General features: G+C 66.5%; 11 protein-coding genes and 1 pseudogene. 6 read left to right on the top strand and 6 right to left on the bottom strand.

All coding sequences use genetic code 11. The features are described from left to right. Positions 1–26 precede the first annotated feature (26 nt). Positions 27–830, bottom strand: a complete 804-nt coding sequence (locus QTH91_RS18620) for an exodeoxyribonuclease III (RefSeq protein WP_286661638.1) — start codon at positions 828–830, stop codon at positions 27–29. A 13-nt stretch (positions 831–843) separates the two neighbouring features. On the opposite strand from QTH91_RS18620, the gene pyrE reads away from it, so the two are divergent. Beyond that, a complete protein-coding gene (gene pyrE / locus QTH91_RS18615) occupies positions 844–1,536 on the top strand; it encodes an orotate phosphoribosyltransferase (protein WP_286661637.1) in 693 nt (230 codons plus the stop codon). Positions 1,537–1,573: 37 nt separating this feature from the next. Beyond that, positions 1,574–2,287 carry a DUF4124 domain-containing protein gene (locus tag QTH91_RS18610; protein WP_286661636.1) on the top strand — a complete coding sequence of 238 codons (714 nt, stop codon included), beginning with the start codon at positions 1,574–1,576 and terminating at the stop codon, positions 2,285–2,287. Here QTH91_RS18610 and gatB read toward each other — a convergent pair. The 3 genes from gatB to gatC are packed head-to-tail and all read right to left on the bottom strand — an operon-like array spanning position 2,256 to position 5,562. Continuing rightward, a complete protein-coding gene (gatB, locus tag QTH91_RS18605; protein ID WP_286661635.1) occupies positions 2,256–3,749 on the bottom strand; it encodes an Asp-tRNA(Asn)/Glu-tRNA(Gln) amidotransferase subunit GatB in 1,494 nt (497 codons plus the stop codon). The two genes, QTH91_RS18610 and gatB, sit on opposite strands and share 32 nt — an antisense overlap. A gap of 23 nt (positions 3,750–3,772) precedes the next feature. Further along, on the bottom strand, positions 3,773–5,266 hold the full coding sequence (gene gatA, locus QTH91_RS18600) for an Asp-tRNA(Asn)/Glu-tRNA(Gln) amidotransferase subunit GatA (RefSeq protein ID WP_286661634.1): 1,494 nt from the start codon (positions 5,264–5,266) through the stop codon (positions 3,773–3,775). Further along, entirely contained in the window at positions 5,263–5,562 is a 300-nt protein-coding gene (gene gatC / locus QTH91_RS18595) for an Asp-tRNA(Asn)/Glu-tRNA(Gln) amidotransferase subunit GatC (RefSeq protein ID WP_286661633.1), read from the bottom strand. The genes gatA and gatC overlap by 4 nt, the downstream gene beginning before the upstream one ends. A gap of 209 nt (positions 5,563–5,771) precedes the next feature. On the opposite strand from gatC, the gene QTH91_RS18590 reads away from it, so the two are divergent. The 4 genes and pseudogenes from QTH91_RS18590 to mrdA all read left to right on the top strand — a co-directional run bounded on the left by QTH91_RS18590 (position 5,772) and on the right by mrdA (position 10,607). Beyond that, positions 5,772–6,815 carry a rod shape-determining protein gene (locus QTH91_RS18590; RefSeq protein WP_286661632.1) on the top strand — a complete coding sequence of 348 codons (1,044 nt, stop codon included), beginning with the start codon at positions 5,772–5,774 and terminating at the stop codon, positions 6,813–6,815. Between the two features lie 91 nt (positions 6,816–6,906). After that, positions 6,907–7,833, top strand: a pseudogene (gene mreC / locus QTH91_RS18585) (rod shape-determining protein MreC); the annotation flags it as partial. A gap of 224 nt (positions 7,834–8,057) precedes the next feature. Further along, complete coding sequence (gene mreD, locus QTH91_RS18580; RefSeq protein ID WP_286661631.1) at positions 8,058–8,579, top strand: rod shape-determining protein MreD; 522 nt, start codon at positions 8,058–8,060, stop codon at positions 8,577–8,579. A 57-nt stretch (positions 8,580–8,636) separates the two neighbouring features. Beyond that, complete coding sequence (mrdA, locus tag QTH91_RS18575; RefSeq protein WP_286661630.1) at positions 8,637–10,607, top strand: penicillin-binding protein 2; 1,971 nt, start codon at positions 8,637–8,639, stop codon at positions 10,605–10,607. Positions 10,608–10,833: 226 nt separating this feature from the next. On the opposite strand, the gene QTH91_RS18570 is transcribed toward mrdA, so the two are convergent. Together QTH91_RS18570 and QTH91_RS18565 are read right to left on the bottom strand one after the other, a co-directional pair. Beyond that, positions 10,834–12,516 (bottom strand): GMC family oxidoreductase, encoded by a 1,683-nt coding sequence (locus QTH91_RS18570; protein ID WP_286661629.1) that lies wholly within the window; start codon positions 12,514–12,516, stop codon positions 10,834–10,836. A gap of 49 nt (positions 12,517–12,565) precedes the next feature. After that, positions 12,566–12,782, bottom strand: a 217-nt coding sequence (locus tag QTH91_RS18565; protein WP_286661628.1) for an aldehyde dehydrogenase family protein, incomplete at its 5' end; no start/stop codon positions are given.

Here is a 12,782-nt window from a genome sequence, read left to right as displayed (position 1 = left end):
GTCCGCTACCGACCGCCTACGCCTTTCTAGAGCGTGAAGTCGTAGTCCACCGTGATCGGCGCGTGGTCCGAGAAGCGCACCGTCCGGTAGATCTCTTCGCTGCGCGCCAGTTGCGCGATGGCCGGCGTGGCGAGGTGGTAGTCCAGCCGCCAGCCCACGTTCTTCGCCCGCGCCTGGCCGCGATTGCTCCACCAGGTGTAGCAGTCGTCGGTGGTGTCGGGCTTGAGATGGCGATACACATCCACCAGCCCGGCGCCTTCGGTGCCGGCGTCGAGCAGCCGCGTCATCCAGGCGCGCTCCTCGGGCAGGAAGCCGCTGTTCTTGAGGTTGCCTTTCCAGTTCTTCAGGTCTGCTTCCTTGTGCGCAATGTTGATGTCGCCGCACAGCACGAACTCGCGCTCGCGCTTGAGCGCCAGCAGATGCGGAAAGAAGCCGGCCAGAAAGCGGAATTTGGCCGCCTGTCGCTCCTCGCCCGAGGAGCCGCTGGGAAAGTAGCAGCTGATGACGGAGAACTTGCGCGTTGGCGTGTCGAAGCGCAGTTCAAGGTAGCGCCCCTCGGCATCGAACTCGGCATCGCCCCAGCCGATGACCACGTCGCTCGGCGCGTGCCGGCTGTAGACCGCGGTGCCGGCGTAGCCCTTTTTCTGCGCAAAGTGAAAGTGCCCCTTCAGGCCGGCCATCTCTTCGAAGCGGCCCTCGATGTCGCTGGCCTGGACGCGGATTTCCTGCATGCAAATACAATCCGGCGCCAGTTCCGCCACCCAGTCGGCGACGCCTTTTGTCGCAGCGGAGCGCAGGCCATTGAGATTGAGGCTGGTGAGTTTGAACAAAGGAAGGTCCCCAATGGCTTTGGCTGAAGGAAATCAAGAAGGGAAGGGCGCGGTCGCACAAGAATTCGTGCAGTTCGCGCTGGATTCAGGGGTGCTTCGTTTCGGCCAGTTCAAGACCAAGGCCGGTCGCATGAGCCCCTACTTCTTCAACGCCGGCCTTTTCGACGACGGCGCCAAGTTGATGCGACTGGCGCAATTCTATGCAGACCGCCTGATCCAGAGCGGGGTCGAGTTCGACATGGTGTTTGGCCCGGCCTACAAGGGAATTCCCCTGGCCGCGACGCTGGCGGCCGAGCTGGCGCGGCGCGGACGCAACGTTCCTTTTGCCTACAACCGCAAGGAGGCGAAGGACCACGGCGAGGGCGGCACGCTGGTTGGCGCGCCCCTTTCCGGGCGTGTGCTCATCGTGGACGACGTCATGTCCGCCGGCACCGCGGTGCGCGAATCCATTGCGGCCATCCGGGCCGCCGGCGCCACGCCGCATGCGGTCGTGATCGCGCTGGACCGCCAGGAAAAGGCGACCGAAGACGGCCGGGATGTCGATCACAGCGCCGTCCAGTACGTGCGCGAGCAACTGGGCATGGAGGTTGCAGCAATTGCCACGCTGGACGACTTGCTTCAGTATCTGAACAGTCGGTCGGACGACGCCCTGCAGGAACATCGGCAGGCCGTCCTCGCCTATCGCGCGCGCTACGGCGCGGGTTGATGCGCCCGGCATCCATCTCAATCTACGAAACGACGCGGTGCGGCTGCAAGAACTTCTGACCCTTTCGATGGCGGCCGGCCTGGTCCTCGCCCCCATGTTCGCGAATGCCCAAGGGCAGGGCAATACGGCAACGGCGCGCGAGATCTTCACCTGCGTGGACGCGCAGGGCCGCTCGCTCACCGCCGATCGGCCCATCGCCGCCTGCGCGGATCGGGAGCAGCGCGTGCTCAGCCCAAGCGGGACGGTGCTGCGTGTCATCGGCCCCACGCTTTCGCCGCGCGAGCAGGCCGAGCGCGAAGAGCGCGAGCGCCAGGCCATCCTCGAGGCGCAGCGGGCGCAGGAAGAGCGACGTCGCGCCCGCGCGCTGGTGGTGCGCTACCCCACGCTCGCCTCCCACGAGCGTGAGCGTGTCGATGCGCTGGCACAGATCGACGTGGTGACCCAGGCCGCGCGCAATCGCGTGAACGAACTGGCGCAGCAGCGCATGAAGCTCAATCAGGAGCTGGAGTTCTACGGCGGAGACGCTTCGCGCGCGCCCGACTCCCTGCGACGCCAGATTGAAGACATCGAACAGAGCACGTCGGTGCAAAAGCGCTTCATCGCCGACCAGGAAGAAGAGAAGCGCAGGGTGAATCAGCGCTTCAGCGAAGAGCGGGCCTTGCTCATGAAGCTGTGGCCGCCCTCCGCCATGCAAGACGCGCCGACCTCGGCGCGCGGCACTACCCCAGCTTCGACTTCAGCAAAGCATTGACCTGCGCCGGATTGGCCTTGCCGGCGCTGGCCTTCATCACCTGACCGACCAGGGCGTTGAACGCCTTTTCCTTGCCGGCGCGGTACTCGTCGATGTTCTTCTGGTTGTTCGCCAGCACGTCTTCGATGATCTTTTCCAGCGCGCCGGTGTCGTTCACCTGCTTGAGGCCCTTGGCCTCGATGACGGCATCCACCTCGCTGCCTTCGCCGCTCCACAGGGCATCGAACACCTGACGCGCGGCATTGTTCGACACCGTGCCATCGCCGATGCGCACGATCAGCTGGCCCAGTTGGCGCGCGCTCACCGGCGCGTTGTCGATGCTCAGGTCTTCCTGGGCATTCAAGCGACGCGCAATCTCGCCCTGGATCCAGTTGCTGGCGAGCTTTGGTGAAGCGCCTGCCGCTACCGCCGCCTCGAAATAGCGCGCATGGGCCTGGCTTTGCGTGAGGAGGTCGGCGTCGTACGCGGGCAGACCGAATTCGCGCTGGTAGCGCTCGGCCATCGCGCGCGGCAGTTCGGGCATCTGCGCCTTCACCTGCTCGATCCACTCCGGCGCGATCGTCAGCGGTGGCAGGTCCGGATCAGGGAAGTAGCGGTAATCGGCCGCGTCTTCCTTGGTACGCATGGCGCGCGTCTCGCCGGTGTCGGGATCGAACAGCACGGTGGCCTGCTCGATGGCGTGACCGTCTTCCAGCTGCTCGATCTGCCAGCGGATCTCGTAGTCGATCGCCTGCTGCATGAAGCGGAAGCTGTTGAGGTTCTTGATCTCGCGCCGCGTGCCCAGCGGCTGCCCGGGCCTGCGCACCGAAACGTTGGCGTCGCAGCGGAAAGAGCCCTCCTGCATGTTGCCGTCGCAGATGCCGATCCAGGTGACGATCTTGTGCAGCTCCTTGGCATAGGCCACGGCCTCGGCGGTGGAGCGCATGTCGGGTTCGGTGACGATTTCGAGCAGCGGCGTGCCGGCACGGTTCAGGTCGATGCCCGATTGGCCGATGAAGTCCTCGTGCAGCGATTTGCCGGCGTCTTCCTCCAGATGGGCGCGCACCAGGCGCACGGTTCTGGCTTCGTCGCCCACGTAGAAGGACACCGAGCCGCCTTGCACGACCGGGATCTCGTACTGGCTGATCTGGTAGCCCTTGGGCAGGTCGGGATAGAAGTAGTTCTTGCGCGCGAAAACCGAACGCGGCGCGATGGTGCTGCCCAGCGCCAGTCCGAGCTTGATGGCGCGTTCGACCGCGCCCTTGTTCATCACCGGCAGCGTGCCCGGCAGGGCCAGGTCGACAGGCGATGCCTGCGTGTTGGGTTCGGCGCCGAAGGCGGTGCTGGCGCGGCTGAAGATCTTGCTGGCCGTCGACAGTTGCGCGTGCGTCTCGAAGCCGATGATGACTTCGTAGCCCTGGACCAGCGGGCCGGTTGGGCGGCCCTGCTGGAGTTGTTCGAAGGGGTTGGCGATCTCGCTCATGCTTGTCTTCTCGTTCGTTTCGCTCAGAAGCCTGCAGGCGTGCGCAGGTGCCAGTCGGTGGCCTGCTGGAAGCGATGTGCCGCGTTGAGCAGGCGTGCCTCGCCGAAGTAGTTGCCGATCAGTTGCAGGCCGACGGGCATGTTCGCGTCGAAGCCTGCCGGCAGGCTCATGCCAGGCAGGCCGGCCAGCGAGCCGGGCAGGGTGAAGACGTCCGCCAGGTAGTCCGCCACCGGATCGTCGCCGTGTTCGCCGATCTTCCACGCGACGGTCGGCGCGGCCGGGCCGGCGATCACGTCACAAGTCTTGAAGGCCTGCTGGAAGTCGTCGGCGATCATGCGGCGCACCTTCTGCGCCTGCAGGTAGTAGGCGTCGTAGTAGCCGTGCGAGAGCACGTAGGTGCCGATCATGATGCGGCGCTTGACCTCGTCGCCGAAGCCCTGCTCGCGCGTCTTGCGATACATGTCGGCCAGGTCGCGGTAGTCCTTGGCGCGGAAGCCGAACTTCACGCCGTCGAAACGGCTCAGGTTGCTCGACGCTTCGGCCGCCGCGAGGATGTAGTAGACGGGGATCGACAGTTCGGTGCGCGGCAGCGAGACCTCGACGCGCCGGGCACCCAGCTTCTCGTATTCGGCCAGCGCGGCGTCGATGGCGGCGCGCACGCCGGGCGCCACGCCTTCGCCCAGGAATTCCTTGGGCACGCCGATGCGCAGGCCTTCGAGCGAATCGGACAGCGACCGGGTGTAGTCCTCGGCGGGGCGATCGAGCGAGGTGGCGTCGCGCATCGGGTCCGGGCCGGTCATGGCGCTCAGGAGGAGGGCGCAGTCTTCGGCGCTGCGCGCCATCGGGCCGGCCTGATCGAGGCTCGATGCAAAGGCCACCATGCCGTAGCGCGAGGCACGACCGTAGGTGGGCTTGATGCCGGTCACGCCGCAGAAAGATGCCGGCTGGCGGATCGAGCCGCCGGTGTCGGTGCCGGTGGCCGCGGGTGCCAGACCGGCCGCCACGGCAACCGCGCTGCCACCCGACGAACCGCCCGGAATGCGGCTGGTGTCCCAGGGGTTGCGCACCGGCACGGCGTGGTCGGCGCCGACGGCGGGCGCCGCCACGTTCTCGTTTGCCGAGCCCATGGCGAATTCGTCGCAGCTGAGCTTGCCCAGCGTGACCATGCCGGCATCGGCGAGCTTGCGAACGACCGTGGCATCGAACGGCGAGCGGTAACCGGCAAGCATCCGCGAGCCGGCGGTGGTGGGGAAGTCGGTGGTGACGAAGATGTCCTTGTGGGCGACGGGCACGCCCGTCAGCCCCGGCGCGTCGCCGGCGGCCAGCCTGGCGTCGGCGGCGCGGGCCTGCGCCAGCGTCACGCCTTCGTCGATCGCCAGGAAGGCGCCCAGCGCCTGCTGCGCCTTGGCGCGATCCAGGAAGTGCTGTGCGGTTTCGACAGCAGACACCTCGCGCTGCGCGAGGGCGCGGGCCAGGCCTGCCACACCCAGTTGGTGCAATGGTTGCTTGCTCGTCATTCGATCACCTTGGGGACCAGGAACAGGCCGGCCTCGACGGCAGGCGCGCTTTTCTGGTTGGCTTCGCGCTCGTTGGTCTCGCTGACCACGTCGTCCATCAAACGCAGCGTCACGTCTTCGATCGCGGCCACCGGATGGGCCAGGGGTGCAACGCCGGTGGTGTCGACGCCGCGCATCTGCTCGACCAGGTTGAAAAAGCCGTTGATCTGGTTGAGCATGCGCTCACTTTCCTCGGCGCCGAGATCGAGCCGGGCGAGAGAGGCAATTCGCGCAATATCGGAAGAAGACAGGGACATCGGTGAACATCCGGCCGGAAACCGGCCAAAACACGCCGCAAGAGGGCCTCGCGAACGCGGAATTCAGGGGGGATTCGGGTATTATCCCGCCTTTGCCGCGAGCCCCTTCGGCGCTTGCCGGCAATGCCGCAAACACACGAATTCACCTTTTCGAAGAACAACGGGCGACGAGTTGCCGAAGCGCACGCGTGCCCTCAAGGATCCTGCACATGTTCGGAGCATTCCGTCGGTATTTTTCCACCGACCTGGCCATTGACCTCGGAACCGCCAACACCCTGATCTTCGCCCGCAACAAGGGCATCGTGCTGGATGAGCCCTCGGTGGTCGCCATCCGCCACGAAGGCGGACCGCACGGCAAGAAGGTCATCCAGGCGGTCGGCGCCGAAGCCAAGGCCATGCTGGGCAAGGTGCCCGGCAACATCGAGGCCATCCGCCCGATGAAGGACGGCGTGATCGCCGACTTTGTGATCACCGAGCAGATGATCAAGCAGTTCATCAAGATGGTGCATCCGCGCTCGCTGCTCACGCCCAGCCCGCGCATCATCATCTGCGTGCCCTGCGGCTCGACCCAGGTCGAGCGCCGCGCCATCAAGGACGCGGCCGAGGCAGCCGGCGCCACTTCCGTCTACCTCATCGAGGAACCCATGGCGGCCGCCCTCGGTGCCGGCCTGCCGGTGTCCGAGGCCAGCGGCTCGATGGTGGTCGACATCGGCGGCGGCACGACCGAGGTGGGCGTGATCTCGCTGGGCGGCATGGTCTACAAGGGCAGCGTGCGTGTCGGCGGTGACCGCTTCGACGAAGCCATCATCAACTACATCCGCCGCAACTACGGCATGCTGATCGGCGAGCCCACGGCGGAAGTGATCAAGAAGAGCATCGGCTCGGCATTCCCCGGCTCCGAGGTCAAGGAGATGGAGGTCAAGGGCCGCAACCTCTCCGAAGGCGTGCCGCGCAGCTTCACCATCAGCAGCAATGAAGTGCTGGAAGCGTTGACCGAGCCGCTCAACAACATCGTCTCCTCGGTCAAGAACGCCCTGGAGCAGACGCCTCCCGAACTGGGCGCCGACATCGCCGAGCGCGGCATGATGCTCACTGGCGGCGGCGCCTTGCTGCGCGACCTCGATCGCCTGCTGGCCGAGGAAACCGGTCTGCCGGTGCTGGTGGCCGAAGACCCGCTCACCTGTGTGGTCCGCGGCTGCGGCATCGCGCTCGAGCGCATGGACCGCCTGGGCAGCATCTTCACGAGCGAGTGATGCTCGCCCCCCCGGCTGCCGCACTGCGGCGTGGCGTGACCTGACGGCCAGGGGCTCTCGCTCAATCACCTTGCTCGTGGCATAAACACGCATGCCGCTCGGCACTCTCGATCGCACCGCGCCGCCCCTGTTCCACCAGGGGCCTTCGGCGCTTTCCAAGCTGATCTTCTTCAGCGCGGTGGCCGTGTTCCTCATGGTGGCCGACGCCCGCTTCAACCTGGTCCAGCCGATCCGCAACGCGATCGGCACCGTGCTCTACCCGGTCCAATGGGTGGCGCTCAAGCCAGTGCAACTGGCGCTTGGCGGCGGCCGCTACCTGGACGACCTGAACGAAGCGCAACGCAAGGCGGCGCAGGCGAAGCAGTCGATGGCGCTGCTGGCCGAGCGCGCGAGCCGAGCCGATGCGCTGGCCGAGGACAATGCGCGCCTGCGCGAACTGCTGGAGTTGCGCGAGACCACGCGCTCGGTGACCCGGGCCGCCGCAGTGCTGTTCGACGCTGCCGATCCTTATTCGCGCAAGATCGTCATCGACCAAGGCATGCAGCAGGGCATCGTGCCTGGCTCGCCGGTGATGGATGCCGACGGCGTGCTGGGGCAAGTCACCTCGGTGCAGGCGTTTACCAGCGAGGTGACGCTGATCGTCGACCGCGACCAGGCCATTCCCGTGCAGATCGCGCGAACCGGCGCACGCAGCGTGGCTTTCGGCGACGCCAACGCCCATGCTGGCGGACTGGAGTTGCGCTTCATGTCGGCCGATGCAGACTTGCGCGAGGGCGACATCCTGGCCACCAGCGGCGTGGACGGCGTCTATCCGGCCGGCCTGCCGGTGGCGCGTGTCGACCGCATCGAGCGTCGCGCCGAATCGCCTTTCGCACGAATCCACTGCGTGCCGCTCGCCGACGTGACGGGCGTGCGCTATGTGCTGGTGATCAAGCCGGTCGGTACTCCTTCGCTCACTGCGTCCGCAATGCCATTGCCCGCAGCGCCGGCGAAAGCGCAGGAAGCCAAGGACGCCGGCAAGACCGCCGGCGGCGACTCGGCCAAGGACAGCGGCAAGACCGTTGACAAGGCCGCGGCGAAGGAATCGGCCAAGGAATCGGCGAAGGGCACGGTCAAGGGTGCCGGCAAGGAAAAGGCCGACGCCAAGGTGGATGCCAGGACAAGCGCCGGCGCCAAGCCCGCCGCGCCTGCGCCCGCCACCACGGCGCCGCAGCCGCAACGGCGACAGGAGACCCGCACGCCATGATCATGCGTCCCGGCCAACAGCAACTGCTGCTGCCGCTCAATCCGATCTTCATGTGGGGCAGCCTGCTGGCGGCGCTTCTCATCAACATGCTGCCCCTGGGGCGGGTGCCATGGCGTCCCGACCTGCTGGCGCTCGTGATCGTGTTCTGGAGCGTGCACCAGCCGGCGCGGGTGGGCATCGGGGCCGCCTTCGCGCTGGGACTGTGCATGGACGTGCAGCAGTCGGCCCTGCTCGGCCAGCACGCGCTGGCGTATGCGGCGCTGGCCTTCCTGGCCACCATGCTCCATCGCCGGCTGCTGTGGTATCCGGTTCTGTCGCAGGCGCTGCAGGTCCTGCCGCTTTTTGCCCTGGCGCATGTGCTGCAGCTGGGCATCCGCATGCTCGGTGGCGGCATCTTTCCCGGCTGGGGCGTGATCTTCCCGCCGGTGATCGAAGCAGCCCTCTGGCCGGTGGCCACGGCGCTGCTGCTCGCACCCCAGCGCCGCGCTCCCGAGCGCGACGCCAATCGGCCCCTTTGAGGCTGCCAGCAACGCCATCGGATGAACTCCGGCGCACCACAAGGCTCCTAAAGCGGCATGACTGAAATCCGCAACATGGCCGGCGACAGCGCGCGCTTCCAGCGCCGTCTGATCGTGATCGCGCTGGCGGTGCTGCTGGGTTTCGGGCTGCTTGCGGCACGCCTGTACTTCCTGCAGGTGGTACGCCACGAAGACCTGGCCGACCAGGCCGAGAACAACCGAACCGCGGTGGTGCCGGTGGTGCCCAACCGGGGGCTGATCCTCGATCGCAACGGTGTCGTGCTGGCGTCCAACTATTCGGCCTACACGCTGGAGATCACTCCCTACAAGGCCGGCAAGCTGGAAGACACGATCGATCGCCTGTCCGAGCTGGTCGAGATCACGCCCCGAGATCGACGCCGCTTCAAGCGGCTGCGAGAAGACTCCAGAAGCTTCGATTCGGTCCCGATCCGCACCCGGCTGACCGACGAGGAAGTTGCGCGCTTCACGGCCCAGCGCTATCGCTTCCCGGGCGTGGAGATCAAGGCGCGGCTGTTCCGCAGCTATCCGTATGGAGAAACCGGAAGCCACGTGCTCGGCTACATCGGACGCATCAACCAGGCGGAAAAGACCGCCATGGAAGACTGGCCGGACGAAGACCTGGCCAACTACAAGGGCACCGAGTACATCGGCAAGCTGGGCATCGAGCAAAGCTACGAAAAGCAACTGCATGGCCAGACCGGCGTGGAGCAGATGGAAACCTCCGCCGGCGGACGCGCGGTGCGCCGGCTTGCCAGCCACCCCGCCACGCCCGGCGACACGGTCGTCTTGAGCCTCGATATCAAGCTGCAGCGGCTCATCGAGGACATGTACGGCGACCGGCGCGGCGCGGTGGTGGCCATCGACCCGCGCAACGGTGAAGTGCTGGCGCTGGTCAGCAAGCCGACCTTCGATCCCAACCTGTTCGTCGAGGGCATCGACGTCGAGAGCTGGAAGGAACTCAACGAATCGATCGACAAGCCGCTGCTCAACCGTGCCTTGCGCGGCACCTATCCGCCCGGCTCCACCTACAAGCCCTTCATGGCGCTGGCGGCGCTGCAGACGGGCAAGCGCGGGCCGGCGGTGCAGGTGCTCGATCCCGGCTACTTCAATTTCGGCGGCCGCCGCTTCGGCAGCCCCGAGGGGTACCTGGGCTACGTGGACATGCGCCGTTCGATCCAGGTGTCGAGCAACATCTATTACTACTCCCTGGCCAACGAAATGGGCGTGGACATGATCCACGACTTCATGGCGCCGCTGGGCTTTGGGCAGATCACCGGCATCGATCTGGGCGGCGAGGTGCGCGGCGTGCTGCCTTCCACCGACTGGAAGCGCAAGACCTACCGCAAGGCGGCTCAGCAGCAGTGGTATGCCGGCGAGACGATCTCGCTGGGCATCGGCCAGGGCTACAACGCATTCACGATGCTGCAACTGGCCGATGCCACCGCGATCGTGGCGAACAACGGGATCAAGCACACGCCGCATCTGGGGGTCAGGCTGCGCAATCCGGTGACGGGCGATGTCACCCCGGTAGAGCAGGCGGCCCCGGTCGACCTGGGCTTCAAGCCGGCCAACGTGGCGGTCATCCGCGAGGGCCTGGTCAGCGTGGTCAGCGCCGGGACGGCCCGGGGCGTGTTCGCCGGTGCGGGCTACCAGGCCGCCGGCAAGACCGGCACCGCGCAGGCGGTGGGCATGGCGCAGAACGCCAAGTACAACGCCAAGGCGCTCGAGGAGCACCAGCGCGATCACTCGCTGTTCATGGCCTTCGCGCCCGCGCAGAACCCCCAGATTGCCGTCGCGGTCATCGTCGAGAACGCGGGCTGGGGAGCGGGCGCCGCGGCGCCCATTGCCCGCCGGATCTTCGACTACTGGCTCATGGACCAGTATCCGAGCGAGCAGGACATGCTGGCCCTTCGCCAGGGGAAGGCCACGGTGCCGATCGGCAAGCCGCGCCAGGCGAGCGATATGCCCTGGCCTCCGGCACCCGTCCTGGCCAGCACAGCACCATGAGGGTGCGTCCCGAAAAAGAAAAGGCGCCGACCAGCGGCGCCTGATGAAGTCATTTGGCAACTCGTTTGGTTGCCTTAAGTATTGATGTTCTAGTTCGAGATACCGAATTTGTCTCCTCGGCCCCCGCGCTGCGGGGCATTGCCCGATTGCGAGTGCAGCGATTCTGGCGGATGCACCGCCCGGGTGCATTGGGAATAACCCGGCTGAGGACTAACCCGGCCGTGCGCTAAGCCAGGATTGCCGACTCGCGCACCCACGCCGCCGCCTTCTCGGCCATCATCAAGGTCGGGCTGTTGGTGTTGCCGCTGGTGATGGTGGGCATGGCGCCGGCGTCCACCACTCGCAGGCCGGCGATGCGGCCACCGCGCCCGTCACGCAGGCGCAGTCGCGAGTCGAGCACGGCCAGGGGGTCGCTGTCGGCCCCCATCTTGGTCGTGCCTACCGGGTGGAAGATGGTCGTGGCGATGTCGCCCGCCAGTCGGGCCAGGTCTTCGTCGCTCTGGTACTGGGTGCCCGGCTTCCATTCCTCGGGCTTGAACGGGGCCAGTGCCGGCTGGGCGACGATGCGCCGCGTCACGCGCAGGGAGTCCGCCGCCACCTTCCGGTCTTCATCGGTGCTGAGGTAGTTGGGCGCGATGGCCGGCGCATCCTCGAAGCGCGGGCTGCGGATGCGGACGCTCCCGCGGCTGCTGGGATTGAGGTTGCACACGCTGGCGGTGAAGGCTGGATCGCGGTGCAGCGGCTCGCCAAACGCGTCGAGCGACAGCGGCTGCACGTGGTATTCGAGATTTGGCCACTCGCGATCGGGCGAGCTTCGAGTGAATGCGCCCAGCTGCGAAGGCGCCATGCTCATCGGTCCGCTGCGCGACAGCGCATAGGTGAGCCCGATGCGCGCCTTGCCCCAGGTCGTGCTGGCCATGGTGTTGAGCGTCGAGGCGCCCTGCACGCGGAAGACGGCCCGGATCTGAAGGTGGTCCTGCAGGTTCTCGCCCACGCCCGGAAGATCCGCTTTGACTTCGATGCCGTGAGCCTGCAGCAGGTCGGCCGGGCCGATGCCGGACAACTGCAGCAGTTGCGGCGATCCGATGCTGCCCGCGCACAGCAGGACTTCATGCGCGGCCGTGGCGCGCACTTTCTGATGGCCGTCCCAGACCTCGACGCCGGTGCAGCGCAGTGCGCCGTCCGCGCCGGTTTCGATGATCAGGCGCGACACCTGCGCGCCGGTCCAGAGCTCGAAGTTGGGCCGTCCGTAGCAGGTGGGGCGCAGGAAGGCCTTGGCCGTGTTCCAGCGCCAGCCGGATTTCTGGTTGACCTGGAAGTAGCCCACGCCCTCGTTGCTGCCGCGGTTGAAATCGTCGGTCGCGGGAACGCCGGCCTGCACGGCCGCCTGTGCAAAGGCATCGAGGATGTCCCAACGCAGGCGCTGCTTCTCCACCCGCCATTCGCCGCCGTGGCCGTGGAAGCGGCCGAAATCGGTGTCGCGTTGCGCGGCCTGCGCTGCATCGCCGAGGTAGTGATCCTCGTGCTTCATGAAGTCCGGCAGCACCGAATCCCAGCGCCAGGCATCGTCGCCGGTGAGCTGTGCCCATTGCTCGTAGTCGCGCGACTGGCCGCGCATGTAGATCATGCCGTTGATGCTGGAACACCCGCCCAGCGTCTTGCCGCGCGGATAGCGCAGGCTCCGGCCGTTGAGTCCGGCATCCGGCTCCGTGCTGTAGAGCCAATCGGTGCGCGGATTGCCGATGCAGTAGAGGTAGCCCACCGGAATGTGGATCCAGTGGTAGTCGTCCTTGCGGCCCGCCTCGATCAGCAGTACCCGCTTGCTCTTGTCTGCGCTCAGCCGGTTCGCCATCAGCGAACCCGCCGTCCCCCCACCGATGACGATGTAATCAAAACTGGTATCGCTCAAGCCTTTGTCTCCGTCGTATTCTTTGTTGTGCCCTCTCGAGGAGGTAGGTTCATTTTGCCGTCGGCATCACGAACTCCGCGCCCTTGCCGATGCTCTCCGGCCAGCGCTGCATCACCGACTTCTGCTTTGTGTAAAAGCGCACGCCTTCTTCGCCGTAGGCGTGCATGTCGCCGAACAGCGAGCGCTTCCAGCCGCCAAAGCCATGCCAGGCCATCGGCACCGGGATCGGCACGTTGATGCCCACCATGCCCACCTGGATGCGCCGC

This window comes from Variovorax dokdonensis (genome assembly GCF_030316895.1).
Lineage (GTDB): Bacteria > Pseudomonadota > Gammaproteobacteria > Burkholderiales > Burkholderiaceae_C > Variovorax > Variovorax dokdonensis.
Note: the sequence above shows the minus strand (reverse complement) of the source record. Positions and strands in the feature narration are given on the sequence as shown.

Coding starts and splice junctions, on each gene's coding strand:
- gatC (WP_286661633.1), bottom strand. CDS start 5,562: ATGTCCCTGTCTTCTTCCGATATTGCGCGAATTGCCTCTCTCGCCCGG.
- QTH91_RS18590 (WP_286661632.1), top strand. CDS start 5,772: ATGTTCGGAGCATTCCGTCGGTATTTTTCCACCGACCTGGCCATTGAC.
- gatB (WP_286661635.1), bottom strand. CDS start 3,749: ATGAGCGAGATCGCCAACCCCTTCGAACAACTCCAGCAGGGCCGCCCA.
- mrdA (WP_286661630.1), top strand. CDS start 8,637: ATGACTGAAATCCGCAACATGGCCGGCGACAGCGCGCGCTTCCAGCGC.
- gatA (WP_286661634.1), bottom strand. CDS start 5,266: ATGACGAGCAAGCAACCATTGCACCAACTGGGTGTGGCAGGCCTGGCC.
- mreD (WP_286661631.1), top strand. CDS start 8,058: ATGATCATGCGTCCCGGCCAACAGCAACTGCTGCTGCCGCTCAATCCG.
- pyrE (WP_286661637.1), top strand. CDS start 844: ATGGCTTTGGCTGAAGGAAATCAAGAAGGGAAGGGCGCGGTCGCACAA.